Below are 21,938 nucleotides of genomic sequence, written 5' to 3'. Positions count from 1 at the left end.
CGAATTTATCACGAAAAATTGCAGATTAGGCGATTTTCACCAGCGTGCGGCCCTGCACCTGATTATTAATGATGGCGTCAGCAAGCTTCGGCGCGTCGGCGAGCGTAATTTCAGTTGCAGCCTGAGCGTAGAAAGATTCCGGCAGGTCAGTGACCAGACGTTGCCAGGCCTGAGCACGACGCGCTGCTGGCGTCATAGCGGAATCAACACCTTGTAGGCGCACATTGCGCAAAATGAATGGCATCACCGTGGTGGGCAGTGCAAAACCACCTGCCAGACCACAGGCAGCAACGCAGCCACCATAGTTCATCTGCGCGAGGACTTTTGCCAGTACTTTGTCGCCAACAGTATCAATGGCGCCAGCCCACAGCTGTTTTTCCAGCGGGCGAGTTTCAGCAAATTCATCACGACCGAGGATTCGGTTGGCGCCCAGACTACGCAGATAGTCGTGCGTGCTTTCGCGACCCGATACCGCTGCAACCTGATACCCCAGCTTGTGCAGTAACGCAACGGCAGTGCTACCCACGCCGCCGCTGGCACCGGTGACAACAATCTCACCGTCTTGCGGGCGAATACCGGCATCTTCAAGCGCCATCACGCACAGCATGGCGGTAAAACCGGCAGTGCCGATGATCATCGCGTTGCGGCTACTCAGTCCATTTGGTAGCGCAACCAGCCAGTCACCTTTTACACGAGCCCGTTCGGACAGTCCGCCCCAATGGTTTTCGCCCACGCCCCAACCGGTCAGCAACACCTCCTGACCAGCGTGAAAACGGGGATCTTCACTGTGGCGAACGGTACCGGCGAAATCGATACCAGGAATCATCGGAAAATTACGGATAATTTTTCCCTTGCCGGTGATGGCCAGGGCATCTTTATAGTTCAGGCTCGACCAGTGAACATCCACCGTCACATCGCCTTCCGGTAGCTGATTTTCGTCGAGGGGTTGAACGGATGCGAGGGTTTTACCGTCCTGCTGTTCTAAGATCAAAGCCTGCATAACCTGTCCTCAATTCATATAGTGGATTGGAAAATGAATGATGAAGACTATACTCGTTAATCAAAACATGATGCCGATTCTGCGCAATAAATTGCCAGATATACCTGATTTGGTAGTATGCCCACACTATTTATGTAAATTGACGGATTTCGCGTTCATTTTTGCATTTTCGTGTCGCTTTTCCATTTTCATGCCTAATTCATAACTGTCGGAGTTAACACAAGGATGCGATTAACGACGAAATTTTCAGCTTTTGTGACTTTGCTCACAGGGTTAACGATCTTCGTGACGCTGATCGGCTGCTCGCTGAGTTTCTACAATGCGATCCAATATAAGTTCACTAGTCGTGTCCAGGCCGTCGCGACGGCGATCGACACGCACCTGGTCTCTAAAGATTTTGTCACCTTAACGCCGCAAATAGACGAGCTGATGGTGTCGGTTGATATCGTTCGCGTTGAGCTGCTGCAGGGGGAAAGCAAGGTTTATAGCCATTCCCGCACCAGCAGTTATCGCCCGGCGGGAACAAACAATCTGTACCGTGAGATCACCGTCCCTTTGCTCAAGCATCCGGGGATGTCGCTGCGCCTGGTGTATCAGGATCCGATGGGCAATTATTTCCATTCGCTGATGACCACCGCACCGCTCACGCTGTCGATTGGTTTTATTATCCTGATGTTATTTTTGTCGGTGCGCTGGCTACAGCGCCAGCTTTCCGGGCAGGAACTGTTGGAGATTCGTTCCACGCGGATCCTTAACGGTGAACGTGGGCCGAACGTGCGGGGAACCGTGTATGAATGGCCGGCGCGCACCAGCAGTGCGCTCGATATGCTGCTCACCGAAATTCAAAGCGCTCGCGAGCAGCGCAGCAGGCTGGATACGCTTATCCGATCGTATGTGGCGCAGGATACAAAAACCGGGCTCAGCAATCGTCTGTTTTTTGACAATCAACTGGCGACGCTGCTGGAAGATCAGGAGAAAGTGGGCGCCCACGGCGTGGTAATGATGGTGCGTTTGCCGGACTTTACGCTTTTGCGCGACAGTTGGGGGGGGATCTTGCGGAAGAACAAATTTCGGCGCTGGTCAATTTATTATCGACCTTTATTGCGCGTTATCCTGGGGCGCTGTTGGCGCGCTACCACCGTAGCGATTTTGCCATCCTGCTGCCGCACCGCACCTTGAAAGAGGCGGAAAGCATCGCTGGGCAGTTATTAAAAGCAGTCGATGCCCTTCCGACTAACAAAAAAATTGATCGTGCCGATATGATTCATATTGGCATTTGCGTCTGTCGCAGCGGCCAGTCCGCTGAACAGGTGATGGAGCACGCTGAAGCGGCAACCCGGAACTCGGTATTACAGGGTGGGAACAGTTGGTCAGTTTATGATGACTCGCTGCCGGAAAAAGGTCGGGGTAATGTACGCTGGCGCACGCTCATTGAGCAGATGCTCAGTCGGGGCGGTCCAAGGCTCTATCAGAAACCCGCGGTCACCCATGAAGGACGAGTACACCATCGGGAATTAATGTGCCGCATTTTTGATGGCAGTGAAGAGGTTATCTCGGCGGAATATATGCCGATGGTGCTGCAATTTGGCCTGGCGGAAGAATATGACCGTTTGCAGATTAGCCGTCTGATCTTGTTATTGGGATATTGGCCGCAGGAAAGTCTGGCGATCCAGACGACGGTTGAGTCACTTATTCGACCGCGTTTTCAGCGTTGGCTGCGTGATACCTTGATGCAGTGCGAAAAATCGCTGCGAAAACGCATAATTATTGAACTTGCTGAGGCAGATGTTTGTCAACACATCAGCCGGTTACAGCCCGTTATTCGTTTGATGGATGCGCTGGGTGTCCGCATTGCCGTGACGCAGGCGGGGTTGACGCTGGTGAGTACCAGTTGGATTAAAGAACTCAATGTCGAGCTCTTGAAGCTTCATCCCAGTCTGGTGAGAAACATTGATAAACGTACGGAGAACCAGCTGTTGGTTCAGAGCCTGGTGGAGGCCTGCTCAGGCACGCCAACGCAGGTGTATGCCACTGGCGTTCGTTCGCGTAGTGAGTGGCGTACGCTGACAGAACGTGGAGTCGCGGGTGGGCAAGGGGATTTTTTTGCCGCATCACAGCCACTTGACACAAACGTGAAAAAATATTCGCAAAGATACTCGGTTTAACCTGCCGTTTAATTTGTTTTCACGTAGAATAACGCGCGTTGTGCCTTCTGGGGGTGTGCTTGTCTGCTCGCCAGAATGTAACAGCAAACATGCAGGTGAATGACCTTTGACAGGTTGCAAACAAAAGCGAGGAGTGCTGCTGATTTTTTCAGCCCTGATGGACTCAGGCCGGTTTTGTAACAAAGGAAACGAACTGCACTAATTTTCACCGTAGCAGATGATTTTTCCGCCTTGTCGCTGCTGCGTGTGGTTGGTAAAGTAAGCGGATTTTGTTTTCCGCCCCAGCTTTCAGGATTATCCCTTAGTATGTTGAAAAAATTTCGTGGCATGTTTTCCAATGACCTGTCCATTGACCTGGGTACCGCGAATACCCTTATTTATGTAAAAGGACAAGGCATCGTATTGAATGAGCCTTCTGTTGTGGCCATTCGACAGGATCGTGCCGGTTCGCCGAAAAGCGTGGCAGCAGTAGGTCATGATGCGAAGCAGATGCTGGGTCGTACGCCGGGCAACATTGCTGCAATTCGCCCAATGAAAGACGGCGTTATCGCTGACTTCTTCGTGACTGAAAAAATGCTTCAGCACTTTATCAAACAAGTGCACAGCAACAGCTTTATGCGCCCAAGCCCGCGCGTGCTGGTGTGTGTTCCGGTTGGCGCAACTCAGGTTGAACGTCGTGCCATTCGTGAGTCTGCTCAGGGTGCCGGTGCGCGTGAAGTATTCCTGATTGAAGAGCCGATGGCGGCAGCGATCGGTGCAGGTCTGCCTGTTTCCGAAGCAACCGGTTCTATGGTTGTGGATATCGGTGGTGGTACCACTGAAGTTGCCGTTATCTCCCTGAACGGCGTCGTTTACTCCTCCTCCGTACGTATCGGTGGTGACCGTTTCGATGAAGCCATCATTAATTATGTGCGTCGTAACTATGGTTCCCTGATCGGCGAAGCGACCGCTGAACGTATCAAACATGAAATCGGATCGGCTTATCCGGGCGACGAAGTGCTTGAGATCGAAGTTCGCGGCCGTAACCTGGCTGAAGGTGTTCCACGTGGCTTTACCCTGAACTCTAACGAGATTCTGGAAGCGCTGCAGGAACCGCTGACCGGTATCGTCAGCGCGGTCATGGTTGCCCTGGAACAATGTCCGCCAGAACTGGCGTCTGACATCTCCGAGCGCGGTATGGTGTTAACCGGCGGTGGTGCACTGCTGCGTAACCTTGACCGTCTGTTAATGGAAGAGACCGGTATTCCAGTCGTTGTTGCTGAAGATCCGCTGACCTGTGTGGCGCGCGGCGGCGGCAAGGCGCTGGAAATGATCGATATGCACGGCGGCGACCTGTTCAGCGAAGAGTAATCGGATACCGGCAGGGTTAACATCCGATTGCCCTGCCGAATCTGATACGAGAATACGCAAACTTATGAAGCCAATTTTTAGCCGTGGCCCGTCGCTACAGATTCGCCTTATTCTGGCGGTGCTGGTGGCGCTCGGCGTTATTATTGCCGACAGCCGCCTGGGTATGTTTAGTCAAATCCGAACATACATGGATACCGCCGTCAGTCCTTTCTACTTTATTTCTAATGGTCCCCGTGAATTACTCGATGGCGTGTCGCAAACGCTGGCCTCGCGTGACCAACTTGAACTTGAAAACCGGGCGCTGCGTCAGGAACTGCTGCTGAAAAACAGTGAACTGCTGATGCTGGGGCAATATAAACAGGAGAACGCGCGCTTGCGCGAGCTGCTGGGATCGCCGCTGCGCCAGGATGAACAAAAGATGGTGACTCAGGTCATCTCAACGGTTAATGACCCTTACAGCGATCAGGTAGTTATCGACAAGGGTAGCGTGAACGGTGTCTATGAAGGGCAGCCGGTCATCAGCGACAAAGGCGTTGTGGGCCAGGTTGTTGCCGTGGCGAAACTGACCAGTCGCGTGCTGCTGATTTGTGATGCCACCCATGCGCTGCCAATCCAGGTATTGCGTAACGATATCCGCGTGATTGCTGCCGGTAACGGTTGTACGGACGATCTGCAGCTCGAGCATCTGCCGGCCAATACCGACATTCGCGTTGGCGACGTGCTGGTAACCTCCGGTCTGGGCGGCCGCTTCCCTGAAGGCTATCCGGTTGCCGTGGTCTCTTCCGTTAAACTGGACACTCAGCGTGCTTACACCGTGATTCAGGCGCGTCCGACGGCAGGGTTACAGCGTCTGCGTTACCTGCTGCTGTTGTGGGGGGCGGATCGTAATGGCGCCAATCCGATGACGCCGGAAGAAGTGCATCGCGTAGCCAATGAGCGTCTGATGCAAATGATGCCGCAGGTTCTGCCTGCACCGGACGCGATGGGCCCGCCTGCGCCCGTTCCTGCACCAGCGACTGGCGTGACGCCAACGCCTGCAACGACAACGCCGCCAGCACCTTCTCCGCGTAAGCCGGGAGGGCAGTAAGTGGCAAGCTATCGTAGTCAGGGGCGTTGGGTTATTTGGCTCTCGTTCCTTATCGCACTTTTACTGCAAGTCATGCCCTGGCCGGACGACATTCTTGTTTACCGGCCAAACTGGGTGCTGCTCATCTTGTTGTATTGGATCCTGGCACTGCCGCATCGCGTAAATGTGGGCACAGGATTTGTGGTGGGTGCCATACTGGATCTCATTAGCGGCTCCACACTTGGCGTGCGGGCTTTGTCGATGAGTATCATTGCCTACCTGGTTGCGCTGAAATTCCAGCTATTCCGTAACCTGGCGCTCTGGCAACAGGCGCTGGTGGTTATGTTGTTATCACTGGTCGTGGACATTATTGTTTTCTGGGCCGAGTTTTTAGTGATCAACGTCTCTTTCAGACCTGAAGTGTTCTGGAGTAGTGTAGTAAATGGTGTGCTTTGGCCATGGCTATTTTTACTGATGCGTAAAGTCCGCCAGCAGTTTGCGGTGCAATAAGGTTGATATGAATACTCTGTATCTGGCTTCAGGTTCCCCACGCCGTCAGGAATTATTGACCCAACTTGGCGTCACCTTTGAACGGCTGGTTCCAGGGATTGAGGAACAGCGTCATCCGCAAGAGAGCGCGCAGCAGTATGTTGTTCGCCTGGCGCGTGAGAAGGCTCAGGCTGGTGTTGCGCTGGCTGCGCGAGATTTACCGGTGCTGGGGGCTGATACCATTGTCATCCTGAATGGCGAAGTGCTGGAAAAACCGCACGACGCCGCGCATGCGGCCGCAATGCTGCATAAGCTGTCAGGCAAAACACATCAGGTGATGACGGCGGTGGCATTAGCCGATCGTCAGCACAGTCTGGACTGCCTGGTGGTTACGGACGTCACGTTCAGAGCACTAACAGATGAGGACATCGCGGGCTATGTTGCCAGCGGTGAACCGATGGATAAAGCAGGTGCATACGGTATTCAAGGGTTGGGTGGTTGTTTTGTCAGGAAGATAAATGGCAGCTATCACGCCGTGGTCGGCTTACCGCTGGTAGAAACGTATGAGTTGCTGAGCAATTTTAACGCACTGCGTGAAAAAAGGGATAAACATGACGGCTGAATTGTTGGTAAACGTAACGCCCTCGGAAACACGCGTGGCGTACATTGATGGCGGTATTCTGCAGGAAATTCATATTGAACGTGAGGCGCGACGCGGAATCGTAGGCAATATCTACAAAGGTCGTGTAAGTCGTGTACTTCCGGGTATGCAGGCGGCTTTTGTAGATATTGGGCTGGATAAAGCCGCTTTTCTTCACGCTTCAGACATCATGCCGCACACCGAATGCGTGGCGGGTGAAGAACAGAAGCAGTTCACCGTGCGCGACATTTCCGAACTGGTTCGTCAGGGCCAGGACCTGATGGTACAGGTGGTCAAAGATCCGCTGGGCACCAAGGGCGCTCGCCTGACGACAGACATCACGCTGCCTTCCCGTTACCTGGTCTTTATGCCTGGTGCTTCGCACGTTGGGGTTTCCCAGCGTATCGAAAGCGAAACCGAGCGTGAACGCCTGAAAAAAGTGGTGGCGGATTACTGCGATGAGCAGGGTGGATTTATTATTCGCACGGCTGCAGAAGGCGTGTGCGAGGACGATCTGGCCTCAGATGCGGCGTATCTCAAGCGTGTCTGGACCAAAGTCATGGAGCGCAAAAAGCGCCCGCAAACCCGTTACCAGATGTACGGCGAGCTGGCGCTGGCGCAGCGCGTGTTGCGTGATTTTGCTGATGCTCAGCTCGACAGGATCCGGGTGGACTCCCGTCTGACCTACGAAGCGTTACTGGAGTTTACAGCAGAATACATCCCTGAGATGACCAGCAAGCTGGAACATTACAGTGGACGACAGCCCATTTTCGATCTCTTTGATGTGGAAAATGAAATTCAGCGTGCGCTGGAACGCAAGGTTGAGCTGAAATCCGGTGGCTATTTGATTATCGATCAAACCGAAGCCATGACCACCGTGGATATCAATACCGGTGCGTTCGTTGGGCATCGTAATCTCGATGACACCATCTTTAATACCAATATTGAAGCTACGCAGGCGATTGCGCGTCAGCTGCGTCTGCGTAACCTGGGCGGCATTATCATTATCGATTTTATCGACATGAGTAATGAGGATCACCGCCGCCGGGTGCTGCACTCTCTGGAGCAGGCGCTGAGTAAAGATCGCGTTAAAACCAGCATTAACGGCTTTTCACAGCTGGGGCTGGTGGAGATGACGCGTAAGCGCACGCGTGAAAGCGTCGAGCATGTGCTATGCAACGAGTGCCCGACCTGCCACGGACGCGGTACGGTCAAAACGGTCGAAACCGTATGCTATGAAATTATGCGGGAGATCGTGCGTGTCCATCATGCTTACGACTCCGATCGTTTCCTGGTCTATGCTTCTCCGGCCGTGGCGGAAGCCCTGAAAGGTGAAGAGTCACACGCGCTGGCGGAAGTGGAAATTTTTGTCGGTAAGCAGGTTAAAGTACAAATCGAACCGCTCTATAACCAGGAGCAGTTCGACGTCGTTATGATGTAGTTAACCACCTGATGGCGATACCTTGTAGGCCGGATAAGGCGTTCACGCCGCCATCCGGCAAAACGATTTTGTGAGTCACATTTTTTGGCAGACAAGGAGAGATGCGTGAGGCGATTGCCGGGGATTTTACTGCTCACTGGAGCCGGGCTCGTCGTCATCGCAGCGCTACTGGTCAGTGGCCTGCGCCTTGCGTTGCCGCATCTCGATAGCTGGCGGCCTGCGATCCTCAGTAAAATTGAGTCGGCCACCGGTATGACCGTTTCTGCCAGCCAGCTCTCCGCCAACTGGCAGAATTTTGGCCCCACCCTTGAAGCCCGCGATATCCACACTCAGCTTAGCGACGGCGGCGAATTCTCGGTCAAACGCGTCACGCTGGCGCTGGATGTCTGGCAAAGCTTGCTGCACATGCGCTGGCAGTTTCGCGACCTCACCTTCTGGCAACTGCATTTACGCACTAATACGCCTATCCAGCGCAGCAACAATGACGATGGAGTCGAACCCGGCCGCGTTAGCGATCTGTTTTTACGCCAGTTCGATCACTTCGATCTCCGCGACAGCCAAATCAGTTTCTTGACCCTCTCTGGTCAGCGTGCAGAACTGGCGATCCCGCAGCTTACCTGGCTGAACGGAAAAAACAGACACCGCGCCGAAGGCCAGGTCAGCCTCTCCAGCCTGACCGGGCAGCACGGTATCATGCAGGTACGGATGGATCTGCGTGATGACGAAGGGCTGCTGAACAATGGCCGGGTCTGGCTACAGGCCGATGACATCGACGTCAAACCGTGGCTGGGGAAATGGATGCAGGATAACGTCGCACTGCAAACGGCACGCTTTAGCCTGGAAGGGTGGATGACGCTCAGCAAAGGCGAAATTTCCAGTGGCGATGTCTGGCTGAAGAAAGGCGGGGCAAGCTGGAAAGGTGACAACAACACGCACACGCTGTCCGTTGATAACCTGACCGCGCATATTAGCCGCGAGCAGCCCGGCTGGGTGTTCGCGATCCCGGATACGCGCATTACGATGGATAACAAGCCCTGGCCGAGTGGTGCGCTCACCCTGGCCTGGATCCCCGAGCAGAAAGTGGGGGGCGAGAATAACAAACGCAGCGATGAGCTGCGCATTCGAGCCAGTAACCTCGAGCTGGCTGGCCTGGAAGGGTTGCGCCCCATGGCGGCAAAGCTCTCTTCGGCGTTAGGTGACATCTGGCGGGCCACGCAGCCGAGCGGCAAGATAGATACGCTGGCGCTGGATATCCCATTACAGGCGACAGAAAAAACGCGCTTCCAGTCCTCGTGGACCGATCTGGCCTGGAAGCAGTGGAAGCTGTTACCGGGCGCCGAGCATTTCTCCGGTACGCTTGCCGGTAGCGTAGAAAATGGTGCGCTCATCGTTTCGATGAAGCAGGCGAAAATGCCGTATGAAACCGTCTTCCGCGCGCCGCTGGAAATCGAAGACGGGGTGGCGACGCTAAGCTGGTTGAAGAATGACAAAGGTTTTCAGCTGGATGGGCGAAATATTGATGTTAAAGCGAAAGCCGTCCATGCGCGCGGCGGCTTTCGCTATCTGCAGCCGACAGGTGATGAGCCGTGGCTGGGCATTCTGGCGGGTATCAGCACCGACGACGGTTCTCAGGCCTGGCGTTATTTCCCGGAAAACCTGATGGGTAAAGACCTGGTCGACTACCTGAGCGGTGCGATTCAGGGCGGTGAGGCGGATAACGCCACGTTGGTGTACGGCGGCAACCCGCGTCTTTTCCCGTATCCACATAACGAAGGTCAGTTTCAGGTACTGGTGCCGCTGCGCAATGCTAAGTTTGCTTTCCAGCCTGACTGGCCAGCGCTTACCAATCTCAACATTGAGCTGAACTTCATGAATAACGGTCTGTGGATGAAGACCGACGGCGTCAATTTAGGTGGGGTGAGAGCCAGCAACCTGACAGCTGATATTCCCGACTACGCGAAAGAAAAGCTGCTGATTGATGCCGACATTAATGGTCCGGGCAAGGCAGTTGGACCGTATTTTGATGAGACGCCGTTGAAGGATTCACTGGGCGCCACGCTGGAGCAGCTCCAGATTGACGGCGATGTGAATGCTCGCTTACATCTGGATATCCCCTTTGATGGCTCGCTGGTGACGGCCAAAGGTGATGTTAACCTGCGTAATAACAGCCTGTTTATTAAGCCACTCGACAGTACATTAAAGAACCTGAACGGCAAATTTAGCTTTATCAACGGCTCACTTCAAAGCGAGCCGATGACGGCCAACTGGTTTAATCAGCCGCTGAACGTCGACTTTTCCACCACCGAGGGTGCTAAAGCCTATCAGGTTGCGGTAAACCTGAACGGGGACTGGCAGCCAACCCGCATGGGTATCCTGCCAACGCAGGTGAACGAGGCCTTAGGCGGCAGCGTAGCGTGGAATGGCAAAGTGGGTATCGATCTTCCGTACCATGCCGGGGCGACCTACAGCATTGAGCTTAAAGGTGACCTGAAGAATGTAAGCAGTCACTTACCTGCGCCGCTGAATAAAGCGGCCGGCGAGTCTCTGCCATTAAACGTGAAGGCCGACGGCAACCTGCGCAGCTTCGATTTGACGGGCAACGCGGGGCCTAAAAATCACTTTAACAGCCACTGGCTGTTGAATCAGAAACTGACCCTTGATCGTGCTATCTGGGCTTCTGAAAGCCGCACTGTGCCTGACCTGCCCGAGCAGCAAGGTATTGAGCTCAATTTGCCGCCAATGGATGGTGCGCAATGGTTGGCACTGTTTAACAAAGGCGCGGCGGACAGCGTGGGCACCAATGCGGACTTCCCGCAGCGTATAACCGTGCGCACGCCGTCGCTATCGTTGGGCGGTCAGCAGTGGAATAATCTCAGTATTGTATCTGAGCCTTCACTGAACGGCAGTAAAGTGCAGGCGCAGGGGCGTGAGATCAACGCGACGTTGGCGATGCGCAATAACGCACCGTGGCTGGCAAACGTGAAGTATCTCTATTACAACCCGAGCGCCGCGAAACCCGCACCGAACGCCACTCCGGCCTCACCGTTTTCCGCGATCAATAACGTCAGCTTCCGTGGCTGGCCTGACGTTCAACTGCGCTGCGAAGAGTGCTGGATGTGGGGGCAGAAATACGGGCGCATTGATGCTGACGTCGCGATTAAGGGTGATACGTTGACCCTGGATAACGGACTGCTGGATACGGGCTTTGCCAGACTGACCCTCGACGGTGAATGGGTTAACGTGCCGGGTAATGTGCGTACGTCGCTTAAAGGAAAACTGAACGGTAATAAAATTGATTCAGCGGCCGGTTTCTTTGGTGTATCGACCCCGATCCGCAACTCCTCATTCAACGTCGAGTACGATTTGCACTGGCGTAACCCGCCCTGGGATCCGGATGAAGCGTCGCTGAATGGTATTTTGCGGACCCGTCTGGGCAAAGGTGAGATTACTGAACTCAGCACCGGGCATGCGGGGCAGTTGCTGCGCCTACTGAGCTTTGATGCGTTGCTGCGTAAACTGCGTTTCGATTTTAGCGATACGTTTAACGAAGGCTTTTATTTTGACTCCATTCGCAGTACGGCGTGGATAAAAGATGGCGTGATGCATACCGACGATACGCTGGTGGATGGTCTGGAAGCCGATATCGCCATGAAAGGCTCGGTCAATCTGGTGCGCCGTGAGCTGAATATGGAAGCCGTGGTCGCGCCGGAAATTTCTGCCACCGTGGGGGTTGCCGCCGCATTTGCCGTTAACCCGATTGTCGGCGCGGCGGTGTTTGCCGCCAGTAAAGTCCTGGGGCCGCTGTGGAGCAAAGTCTCGATTCTGCGCTATCGCATCACTGGTCCGGTCGATAAACCGCAGATTAACGAAGTTCTGCGCCAGCCGCGTAAAGAAAGCCAGCAATGATTTGACGGGGGCGAGTAATTGCCCCAATCTCAGTAAATATGATCTTCTTACCGCTGTTTTACGGCGGCAACTAATGAGTAGCAAAACGATGAGTCTGAACCTGGTAAGTGAACAATTGCTAGCGGCGAATGGCCTGAAACATCAGGACCTGTTTGCCATTCTGGGCCAACTGGCCGAACGCCGTCTTGATTACGGCGATCTCTATTTTCAGTCGAGCTATCACGAATCCTGGGTTTTAGAAGACCGCATCATTAAAGATGGTTCTTACAATATCGATCAGGGCGTTGGTGTGCGTGCCATCAGCGGCGAAAAAACCGGGTTTGCCTATGCGGACCAGATAAGTCTGCTGGCGCTGGAGCAAAGTGCTCTTGCTGCCCGTACTATTGTGCGCGACAACGGTGATGGCAAAGTGAAAACGCTGGGTGCAGTAGAGCATCAGGCGCTTTATACCTCACTTGATCCGTTGCAGAGCATGAGCCGTGAAGAGAAGTTGGATATTCTGCGTCGCGTTGATAAGGTCGCGCGTGCCGCCGACAAACGTGTGCAGGAAGTGACCGCTAGCTTGACCGGCGTTTATGAGCTGATTCTGGTTGCGGCGACTGACGGTACGTTGGCGGCTGATGTTCGTCCTCTGGTGCGCCTGTCCGTTAGCGTGCAGGTTGAAGATGACGGTAAGCGTGAACGTGGCGCTAGCGGCGGTGGTGGTCGTTTTGGCTATGACTATTTCCTCGCCTCCCTTGACGGCGAAGTCCGTGCCGATGCATGGGCGAAAGAAGCCGTGCGCATGGCGCTGGTGAATCTCTCCGCGGTAGCCGCGCCAGCAGGCGCACTGCCGGTCGTGCTGGGTGCAGGCTGGCCGGGCGTGCTGCTGCACGAAGCGGTCGGTCATGGCCTTGAAGGTGACTTCAATCGTCGTGGGACATCAGTCTTTAGCGGCCACATGGGTGAGCTGGTGGCATCTGAGCTGTGCACCATCGTGGATGATGGCACGATGGCGGATCGCCGTGGTTCAGTGGCTATTGATGATGAAGGTACGCCAGGCCAGTACAATGTCCTGATTGAAAACGGTATTCTGAAAGGCTATATGCAGGACAAGCTGAACGCGCGTCTGATGGGTGTAGCGCCGACCGGTAACGGACGTCGTGAATCTTACGCTCATTTGCCAATGCCGCGCATGACCAATACCTATATGCTGCCGGGTAAATCTACGCCGCAGGAAATTATTGAGTCCGTTGAATACGGTATTTATGCTCCGAACTTCGGCGGCGGTCAGGTGGACATCACGTCCGGGAAGTTTGTGTTCTCAACGTCTGAAGCGTATCTGATTGAAAACGGTAAAGTGACCAAGCCGGTGAAAGGTGCGACGCTGATCGGCTCCGGCATTGAAGCGATGCAGCAGGTTTCGATGGTGGGTAATGACCTGAAACTGGATAACGGCGTCGGCGTTTGCGGTAAAGAAGGGCAGAGTCTGCCTGTGGGCGTGGGTCAGCCGACGTTGAAGGTAGATAGCCTTACCGTAGGCGGTACCGCGTAACTGTACATGCCGGATGGCAACGCTTCGCGTTTTATCCGGCCTACATATCTGCACCGACCGTAGGCCCGGTAAGCGAAGCGCCACCGGGCATTTTTATTTATCTTTACCCCAGCCGTACATCCCCTGAAACAACTGCGCCACATCGACAAAATAATCTGTGAGAGAGTTAATCACGACCTGCACCTTGAGCGGCAGCTTGTCTTTTTCGGTATACAGCGCGTAAACCGGACGCGGATCTGACTGGTAGCGGGGCAGCAGGATCTCCAATTCACCACGATTGATCTCATTGATCACCCACATAAGTGGGACATAGGCAATCCCCGCGCCTGCGGCCAGCCAACGCACCAGCGTCATGGGATCGTTGGTTACGAAGCGTCCCTGCGGGATCAGTCGGGTTGAAATCCCTTCCGGGGCAATAAGCTCAAATTCATTATCTGGACGCACGCTGTATTCCAGCCATGAATGGTTGCTGAGATCGGCGGGCTTTTCCGGGATGCCAAACTGGGCGAGATAGCTTTTAGCGGCACAGACCACCATTGGCATCGTCCCCAGACGACGTGAAAAAAGACTGGAGTCCTGGAGAGCGCCCACACGGATAACCACGTCCAGACCGTCAGCAATTAAGTCCGGGGCCGGGATGCCGGTGACCAGATTGACCGCCAGTCCAGGGTACTCTTTCAGCATTTTCGCGGTCAGTCCGGCGAGGACATTTTGTGCCATGGTTGAAGAACAGCCGATCCGCAGTGTACCGATCGGCGTGTTGTTAAACGCATAGAGCTGCTCATGAACGTCCTGCACTTCGTGCAGCATGCGACGGCAGCCCTGATAATAAATTTTTCCGGCCTCGGTCAGCCCAATGCTGCGTGTACTGCGGTTTAGCAGCTTAACCTGCAGTTCATCTTCCAGTTTTGATACCGTCTGGCTTATTGATGAAACGCTCATTTGCAGTTGTCTGGCAGCGGCGGTGAAGGAGCCAAACTCGACGACTTTGGCGAACACCGACATACGTTTTAATCGTTCCATTGTTCACTCTGGCTTAAAAGTGATTTAGATCACATAATATAGATAACAGCATAACAGTTACGTTAATATATTATTATTCAAATAACAGCTATGTCGCTCTCGCCTGGCTCATCCTTGCCCTTCTCTGCGGTGACATACGCTCAATAAACGATCGCCTGCACTCTCTTAAGCTACCAAGGTCAACATGAGTCTGTTTCCCGTTATCGTGGTGTTTGGTCTTTCCTTCCCACCGATTTTTTTCGAGTTACTTTTGTCACTGGCGATTTTCTGGCTGGTGCGCCGGGTGCTGGTTCCAACTGGCATCTATGATTTTGTCTGGCATCCGGCCCTGTTTAACACCGCGCTGTATTGCTGTCTGTTCTATCTAATAACGCGCCTGTTCGTTTGAGGTTGAAGTGAAAACACTAACAAGAAAACTCTCCCGTACGGCCATGACTCTCGTACTGGTCATTCTGGCTTTTATCGCTATTTTCCGCGCATGGGTCTATTACACCGAGTCGCCGTGGACGCGTGATGCGCGTTTTAGTGCTGAGGTTGTTGCTATCGCTCCGGACGTCGCGGGCCTGATTACTCACGTTAACGTGCATGATAACCAGCTGGTGAAAAAGGATCAGGTCCTGTTCACCATCGACCAACCGCGCTATAAAAAAGCCCTCGAACAAGCCGAAGCGGACGTCGCCTATTATCAGGTCCTGGCGCAGGAAAAACGCCAGGAAGCGGGGCGTCGTAACCGTCTTGGCGTTCAGGCCATGTCCCGCGAAGAGATTGACCAGTCGAATAACGTGCTGCAAACCGTATTACATCAGCTGGCGAAGGCGCAGGCGACCCGCGATCTGGCAAAACTCGATCTTGAACGTACGGTTATCCGTGCGCCAGCCGACGGCTGGGTGACGAACCTTAACGTCTATTCCGGTGAGTTTATTACCCGTGGTTCGACGGCGGTGGCGCTGGTCAAACAGCACTCTTTCTACGTGCTGGCGTATATGGAAGAGACCAAGCTGGAAGGTGTGCGTCCGGGTTACCGCGCTGAAATTACGCCGCTTGGCAGCAACAAGGTTTTGAAAGGTACCGTTGATAGCGTGGCGGCGGGCGTGACGAATGCCAGCAGTACGCAGGATGCGAAAGGCATGGCGACCATTGATTCCAACCTTGAATGGGTGCGACTGGCTCAGCGAGTGCCAGTGCGCGTCCGTCTTGATGACCAGCAGGGAACGCTGTGGCCAGCCGGGACCACGGCGACTGTGGTCATTACCGGGAAGCAGGATCGCGATGCCAGCCAGGAGTCCTTCTTCCGTAAAATGGCGCACCGTCTGCGCGAGTTTGGTTAATTGCGATGGGCATTTTCTCCATTGCCAATCAGCATATCCGCTTTGCGTTAAAACTGGCATGCGCCATTGTGCTGGCGCTGTTCGTTGGCTTTCATTTTCAGCTTGAGACCCCGCGCTGGGCGGTGCTGACTGCAGCGATTGTGGCAGCAGGCCCCGCTTTTGCGGCGGGCGGAGAACCTTATTCGGGTGCGATCCGCTATCGTGGGATGCTGCGTATTATCGGGACGTTTATCGGCTGTATTGCGGCACTGGTGATTATCATCAGCATGATCCGTGCGCCGCTGCTGATGATCCTCGTGTGCTGTGTCTGGGCCGGTTTTTGTACCTGGATCTCTTCGCTGGTGAAGATCGAGAACTCCTATGCCTGGGGGCTTTCGGGTTATACGGCGCTGATTATCGTCATTACTATCCAGGCTGAGCCTCTGCTGACACCGCAATTTGCCCTCGAGCGCTGCAGCGAGATTGTGATCGGTATTGTCTGCGCAATTGTTGCTGATCTGCTCTTTTCTCCCCGCTCGGTGAAACAAGAAATTGACGTTGAACTGGACAGCCTTCTGGTGGCGCAGTATCGACTTATGCAACTGTGTATTAAGCATGGTGACAGCGAAGAAGTGGACAAAGCCTGGGGCGATTTAGTTCGTCGGACTGCGGCGCTGGAAGGCATGCGCAGTAACCTGAATATGGAGTCCTCACGCTGGGGGCGCGCCAACCGCAGGCTCAAAGCGCTGAACACGCTGTCACTGACGTTGATTACCCAATCCTGTGAAACCTATCTTATCCAGAACACGCGGCCGGAACTGATTACGGATACCTTCCGTGAACTGTTCGATACGCCGGTAGAAACCGTGCAGGATGTGCATAAACAACTGAAGCGCATGCGCCGGGTGATGGTCTGGACCGGCGAGCGCGAAACGCCGGTGACCCTTTATAGTTGGGCCAGTGCGGCAACCCGTTACTTGCTGCTGAAACGTGGGGTGGTTAGCAACACGAAAATCAGCGCTACGGAAGAAGAGATCCTGCAGGGCGAGCCGGTGGTGAAAGTGGAATCCGCCGAACGCCACCATGCGATGGTCAACTTCTGGCGCACCACGCTGTCCTGCGTGCTGGGCACCTTGTTCTGGCTGTGGACTGGCTGGACGTCAGGTAGCGGCGCAATGGTGATGATTGCGGTGGTGACCTCACTGGCGATGCGTTTACCCAACCCGCGGATGGTGGCAATCGACTTTATTTACGGCACGCTGGCGGCGTTACCGCTGGGTGCGCTCTACTTTCTGGTTATCATCCCCAATACGCAGCAAAGTATGTTGTTACTGTGCCTGAGCCTGGCAGTGCTGGGGTTCTTTCTGGGCATCGAGGTTCAGAAGCGACGTCTGGGCTCAATGGGCGCGCTGGCCAGTACCATTAACATCATCGTGCTGGATAACCCGATGACCTTCCACTTTAGTCAGTTCCTCGACAGTGCGCTTGGGCAGATTGTCGGATGCGTGTTGGCGTTTCTGGTGATCTTACTGGTGCGTGATAACTCGCGTGACAGAACTGGTCGCGTGCTGCTTAATCAGTTCGTGTCGGCGGCGGTTTCAGCGATGACCACCAATGTGGTTCGCCGCAAAGAAAACCATCTCCCGGCGCTTTACCAGCAGCTCTTTTTGCTGATGAACAAATTCCCCGGTGACCTGGCGAAGTTTCGTCTGGCGCTGACGATGATCATCGCACACCAGCGTCTGCGCGATGCACCAGTACCGGTAAACGAGGATTTATCCGCCTTTCACCGTCAGCTGCGACGTACTGCCGATCACATCATATCCGCAGGGAACGACGACAAACGCCGACGCTACTTTAGCCAATTGCTGGAGGAGCTGGATGTCTATCAGGAGAAGTTAACCCTCTGGCAAGCGCCGCCTCAGGTGACGGAACCGGTCAAACGACTCACCGGCATGCTCCACAAGTATCAGCATGCCTTGACCAGCAGTTGAAAGTGAGAAACCGGCGCTAAAAACGTCGGTTTTTTTATGGCTATACTTACCTGATGTGCGGGAATCCCTGCATAGAGAGAGCCTGTAGAGCGACTGGCGTTGGGATGGTAGCTATAGATGAACATCTATACATTTGATTTTGACGAGATTGAAGAACAGGGTGATTTCTACCGCGAGTTTACGCGGGCATTCGGCCTTGATCGGGAAAAGGTAAGCGATCTCGATTCGCTGTGGGAGGTGGTGATGGGCGACGTTCTACCTCTGCCGCTGGAGATTGAGTTTGTCCATTTACCGGACAAACAACGCCGACGCTACGGAGCGCTGATTTTGCTGTTTGATGAAGCAGAAGAAGAGCTGGAAGGGCAATTACGCTTTAACGTCCGTCATTCAATGTAAGGCATAAAAAAGCCCCCGACAGGCGGGGGCAAGTCGTCTCGGACCAGACGACGAGGGTTTATTTGTACAGTTCAGCGGTTGCGTGCCAATGCGCGCCTTCACGCAGTTCGGTCACGCGGTAGCTGCTGGCGCCTGCTTTTTCAGCTTTGGCGACGATTTCCTGACGCATATCCATCGGTGAGCTGCCAATCTGAGAAACAGAGATGGTACCCATGGATTGCAAATTCTGTGCTTCTTGTGTGTTCACCTGATTAACCGCCGCACTGGCGCCAAAAGAGAGAACGGAAAGAAGGCTTAAGGTTGCAACAGTCGTTTTGATTTTCATGATATTTACCTCGTCGAATTCTTTTATTGGGGTCTTCGTTTCGTGACCCTCATCACAAAATCAAGTATACACTAATCACTCGATAAATTAATACCACGCTAATGGTTTCTGCTGTAATTAAGTGTTAAGAAATGTGGTTTTAATAACTTATTGGAATTAAAAACACATAATTGAACTCATTATTTTAATAAAATACAGTAAATTCATGGTGATAGTTAACTTCGCAATTTGTGCGTTTATAATTCGAAGTATTCACTGTGTGAATGTTTTTGGATGGTGAAACGCACTATTTGTTAAATGGCAGGCAGAGGAAAAGAGTGGTCAGGAGTCAGAAAGAAAGATTTTTCCCCGCCACGTGATGCGACGGGGAGGGGATCACAGTTCTTGTTCGAACAGTTCCAGAATAGCTTCGTACAGATCTTTTACCGAGAACCCCATCGCCGGAGTGGTGAAGATAGTATCGTCGCCCGCAATAGTGCCGAGGATACCTTCTGCTTTACCCAGTGAATCCAGCATACGTGCGATCAACTGTGCGGCGCCTGGGCTGGTATGAATGACCACCACGGCATCGTTGTAATCAATGTCCAGCACCAGATTTTTCAGTGGGCTGGAGGTTGTCGGTACCCCCAACTCTGCCGGAAGGCAGTACACCATTTCCATTTTGGCATTGCGGGTACGCACGGCGCCAAACTTGGTCAGCATGCGTGAAACCTTGGACTGGTTGATATTATCAAAGCCCTGATCCTGCAATGCGAGGACGATTTCGCCCTGAGAGCTGAATTTCTCTTCCTTGAGAAGCGCTTTAAACGCCTTTACTAATTCTTCTTGTTTTGCCGAGCTTCGCATAAGTCACCCGTAATATGGCGGTAGAAACAACATTATTGTGCATACAGATGAATTTTTATGCAAACGGTCTGCCTCATTCAAGGCTGAAATAATGTTATGAAAGAGCGGAATTTTATCAAATTTCGTTATCAAGAAACATGCCTATGTCACGGCATGCAAATAAGCTTAAAAGTAAATCAATTGTTATCAAATTGATGTTGTTTTGGGAGGGCAGTTAGGTATATTGTCAGCACCTGTTGGAAAGTTGCTCTACTGTGCGAGTCGTATTGAATTACGTAACTTAGCTTTTAATTTACGTAAGTTAAATGCATAAAAGCCAAATTTGCGTAACTACGCATTCTTGACGCGTGGTTGTTGTGTTCATCGGATTTGTGAATTATGGTCGCCGCCGCGGAGCAACAGACACTTTGCTTATCAATATAATAAGGAGTTTAGGATGAAAGTTGCAGTCCTCGGCGCTGCTGGTGGAATCGGTCAGGCGCTAGCATTACTGTTAAAAACCCAACTGCCTTCAGGTTCAGAACTCTCCCTGTACGACATCGCTCCAGTAACGCCTGGTGTGGCCGTTGATTTGAGCCATATCCCTACTGCTGTGAAAATCAAAGGTTTCAGTGGCGAAGATGCGACCCCGGCACTGGAAGGTGCTGACGTGGTACTGATCTCAGCAGGCGTCGCGCGTAAACCGGGTATGGACCGTTCCGACCTGTTTAACGTCAACGCAGGTATCGTGAAGAATCTGGTTCAGCAGGTTGCGACCACCTGCCCGAAAGCATGCATCGGTATCATCACTAACCCGGTGAACACCACCGTTGCAATCGCTGCAGAAGTGCTGAAAAAAGCAGGCGTTTACGACAAGAACAAACTGTTTGGCGTGACCACGCTGGACATCATCCGCTCCAACACCTTTGTGGCGGAACTGAAAGGCAAGCAGCCGACCGACGTTGAAGTTCCGGTTATCGGCGGACACTCTGGCGTGACTATTCTGCCACTGCTGTCACAGATCCCTGGCGTAAGCTTCACCGAGCAAGAAGCTGCTGAGCTGACCAAACGTATCCAGAATGCGGGTACTGAAGTCGTCGAGGCTAAAGCCGGTGGCGGTTCCGCAACCCTGTCTATGGGCCAGGCCGCAGCACGTTTCGGTCTGTCGCTGGTTCGCGCACTGAACGGCGAAAAAGGCGTGGTGGAATGTGCATACGTTGAAGGTGACGGCCAGTACGCTCGCTTTTTCTCTCAGCCGCTGCTGCTGGGCAAAAACGGCGTAGAAGAGCGTCAGTCTATCGGCAAGCTGAGCGCGTTTGAACAGAGCTCGCTGGAAGGCATGCTGGACACGCTGAAGAAAGATATCACCCTGGGCGAAGAGTTCGTTAAGTAACGCGACAAGAGGCCGGATGCCGGACGGCGGTGTAAATACCTTATCCGGCCTACGGTCAGCGTGTATTTGTAGGCCTGATGAGCGTAGCGCCATCAGGCATTACGTGCTAAGTCCTACGATATCGCCTAATAAAAACCGGAGCTAATTCAAATTGCTCCGGTTTTTTATGGTAAGTGGGAGGCGTGATGTTAATTGGTGGCCGGGTATTCCTGAATGGTGACCTGCAACGTTAACTGTTTATCATCACGCATCACGACGACGGAGATCACTGAGCCTGGGCGAATTTCCGCTACCTGATCCATGGTCTCCAGCGCAGAGACGGCCGGTTTATTATTGACCGAGATAATCAGATCGTTAACCTGAATGCCTGCTTGTGCCGCCGGGCCATCCGGGGAGACTTCGTTAACCACTATCCCCTGAATTTGATCCATTCCGCCGCCCTGCGCGTGCAGTGGCGCAATCTCGCGACCGCTAATCCCGATATACCCGCGAATGACGCGACCATCACGAATCAGCTTATCCATAATCTTGGTTGCTAACTGGAACGGAATAGCAAAGCCGATCCCTTCCGGCGTTTCGCCATCGTTGCTCTTATCAAACGACAGGGTGTTAATGCCCATCAGCTCACCCAGCGAGTTGACCAGCGCACCGCCGGAGTTGCCGTGGTTGATAGAGGCGTCCGTTTGCAGAAAGTTTTGCCGTCCCGTGGGGTTCAGGCCAATGCGACCGGTAGCACTGATGATCCCCTGAGTAATGGTTTGCCCGAGGTTGTACGGGTTCCCGATAGCAAGAACGACGTCGCCAATGTGCGGTATCCGTTTGTTGTTGATAGGGATTGTGGGCAGCCCACCAGAGGCGTTGATTTTCAGCACCGCCAGGTCAGTCAGGGTATCGGAGCCGACCAGCAGCGCTTCAAACACGCGTCCATCCTGCAGAGCGACGATGATTTGGTCGGCATCATTAATCACGTGTTTGTTGGTGATGATATAGCCGCGCTGATCCATGATAACGCCGGAGCCGAGCGTGCGGATCTCGAGCTGGTTGTGCGTCGTGCTGTTCATACTGCGGTTATACACGTTAACAA

General features: G+C 53.5%; 18 protein-coding genes and 1 pseudogene. 13 read left to right on the top strand and 6 right to left on the bottom strand.

What is annotated here, in order from left to right; genetic code table 11:
- Positions 1-25: 25 nt before the first annotated feature.
- Positions 26-1,000, bottom strand: a complete 975-nt coding sequence (locus FDW95_RS02885) for an MDR family oxidoreductase (protein WP_115257355.1) — start codon at positions 998-1,000, stop codon at positions 26-28.
- Positions 1,001-1,225: 225 nt separating this feature from the next.
- On the opposite strand from FDW95_RS02885, the pseudogene csrD reads away from it, so the two are divergent.
- Positions 1,226-3,165, top strand: a pseudogene (csrD, locus tag FDW95_RS02880) (RNase E specificity factor CsrD).
- 8 nt (positions 3,166-3,173) lie between these two features.
- On the opposite strand, the gene FDW95_RS23140 reads toward csrD, so the two are convergent.
- Entirely contained in the window at positions 3,174-3,494 is a 321-nt protein-coding gene (locus FDW95_RS23140; RefSeq protein WP_153880057.1) for a hypothetical protein, read from the bottom strand.
- Here FDW95_RS23140 and mreB point away from each other — a divergent pair.
- From mreB to tldD, 7 genes are all read left to right on the top strand, one after another.
- Positions 3,472-4,515, top strand: coding sequence for a rod shape-determining protein MreB (gene mreB, locus FDW95_RS02875; RefSeq protein WP_034498906.1), 1,044 nt, complete (start codon positions 3,472-3,474; stop codon positions 4,513-4,515). The genes FDW95_RS23140 and mreB overlap by 23 nt on opposite strands.
- A 64-nt stretch (positions 4,516-4,579) precedes the next feature.
- Positions 4,580-5,602, top strand: coding sequence for a rod shape-determining protein MreC (gene mreC / locus FDW95_RS02870; protein ID WP_096755467.1), 1,023 nt, complete (start codon positions 4,580-4,582; stop codon positions 5,600-5,602).
- On the top strand, positions 5,603-6,091 hold the full coding sequence (mreD, locus tag FDW95_RS02865) for a rod shape-determining protein MreD (protein ID WP_103928680.1): 489 nt from the start codon (positions 5,603-5,605) through the stop codon (positions 6,089-6,091).
- A gap of 7 nt (positions 6,092-6,098) precedes the next feature.
- A complete protein-coding gene (locus FDW95_RS02860; RefSeq protein ID WP_115257357.1) occupies positions 6,099-6,692 on the top strand; it encodes a nucleoside triphosphate pyrophosphatase in 594 nt (197 codons plus the stop codon).
- Positions 6,682-8,151, top strand: a complete 1,470-nt coding sequence (gene rng / locus FDW95_RS02855; RefSeq protein WP_096755470.1) for a ribonuclease G — start codon at positions 6,682-6,684, stop codon at positions 8,149-8,151. The genes FDW95_RS02860 and rng overlap by 11 nt, the downstream gene beginning before the upstream one ends.
- A gap of 105 nt (positions 8,152-8,256) precedes the next feature.
- Complete coding sequence (gene yhdP, locus FDW95_RS02850) at positions 8,257-12,057, top strand: AsmA2 domain-containing protein YhdP (protein ID WP_137363405.1); 3,801 nt, start codon at positions 8,257-8,259, stop codon at positions 12,055-12,057.
- A gap of 88 nt (positions 12,058-12,145) precedes the next feature.
- The gene (gene tldD / locus FDW95_RS02845) at positions 12,146-13,591 is read left to right on the top strand and encodes a metalloprotease TldD (RefSeq protein WP_096759323.1); all 1,446 of its coding nucleotides are present in this window, start codon (positions 12,146-12,148) and stop codon (positions 13,589-13,591) included.
- Between the two features lie 93 nt (positions 13,592-13,684).
- Here the strand turns inward: tldD and aaeR are convergent, their stop codons facing one another.
- Positions 13,685-14,614: an HTH-type transcriptional activator AaeR gene (gene aaeR / locus FDW95_RS02840; RefSeq protein ID WP_115257358.1), complete on the bottom strand. Its 930-nt coding sequence runs from the start codon at positions 14,612-14,614 to the stop codon at positions 13,685-13,687.
- A gap of 184 nt (positions 14,615-14,798) precedes the next feature.
- Here aaeR and aaeX point away from each other — a divergent pair, with 184 nt between their 5' ends.
- From aaeX to FDW95_RS02820, 4 genes are all read left to right on the top strand, one after another.
- Entirely contained in the window at positions 14,799-15,002 is a 204-nt protein-coding gene (gene aaeX, locus FDW95_RS02835; RefSeq protein WP_003025177.1) for a p-hydroxybenzoic acid efflux pump operon protein AaeX, read from the top strand.
- A 7-nt stretch (positions 15,003-15,009) separates the two neighbouring features.
- Complete coding sequence (gene aaeA / locus FDW95_RS02830) at positions 15,010-15,942, top strand: p-hydroxybenzoic acid efflux pump subunit AaeA (RefSeq protein WP_096755473.1); 933 nt, start codon at positions 15,010-15,012, stop codon at positions 15,940-15,942.
- 5 nt (positions 15,943-15,947) lie between these two features.
- Complete coding sequence (gene aaeB / locus FDW95_RS02825; RefSeq protein WP_096755474.1) at positions 15,948-17,915, top strand: p-hydroxybenzoic acid efflux pump subunit AaeB; 1,968 nt, start codon at positions 15,948-15,950, stop codon at positions 17,913-17,915.
- Between the two features lie 117 nt (positions 17,916-18,032).
- Entirely contained in the window at positions 18,033-18,311 is a 279-nt protein-coding gene (locus FDW95_RS02820; protein ID WP_115257359.1) for a hypothetical protein, read from the top strand.
- A gap of 58 nt (positions 18,312-18,369) precedes the next feature.
- Here the strand turns inward: FDW95_RS02820 and yhcN-B are convergent, their stop codons facing one another.
- On the bottom strand, positions 18,370-18,636 hold the full coding sequence (gene yhcN-B / locus FDW95_RS02815) for a DUF1471 family stress response protein YhcN-B (protein ID WP_096755476.1): 267 nt from the start codon (positions 18,634-18,636) through the stop codon (positions 18,370-18,372).
- Positions 18,637-19,011: 375 nt separating this feature from the next.
- On the bottom strand, positions 19,012-19,482 hold the full coding sequence (argR, locus tag FDW95_RS02810; RefSeq protein WP_115257360.1) for a transcriptional regulator ArgR: 471 nt from the start codon (positions 19,480-19,482) through the stop codon (positions 19,012-19,014).
- 436 nt (positions 19,483-19,918) lie between these two features.
- Between argR and mdh the strand changes: the two genes are divergently transcribed.
- Positions 19,919-20,854 carry a malate dehydrogenase gene (mdh, locus tag FDW95_RS02800; protein WP_115257361.1) on the top strand — a complete coding sequence of 312 codons (936 nt, stop codon included), beginning with the start codon at positions 19,919-19,921 and terminating at the stop codon, positions 20,852-20,854.
- 188 nt (positions 20,855-21,042) lie between these two features.
- Here mdh and degS read toward each other — a convergent pair.
- Positions 21,043-21,938: outer membrane-stress sensor serine endopeptidase DegS (gene degS / locus FDW95_RS02790; RefSeq protein ID WP_249358881.1), on the bottom strand; the 896-nt coding region annotated here is incomplete at its 5' end.

Origin of the sequence: Citrobacter sp. wls718 (assembly GCF_005280945.1) — a bacterium.
In the GTDB taxonomy this organism is placed as follows: Bacteria; Pseudomonadota; Gammaproteobacteria; order Enterobacterales; family Enterobacteriaceae; genus Citrobacter; species Citrobacter gillenii.
This window is presented reverse-complemented; position numbering and strand designations above follow the sequence as displayed.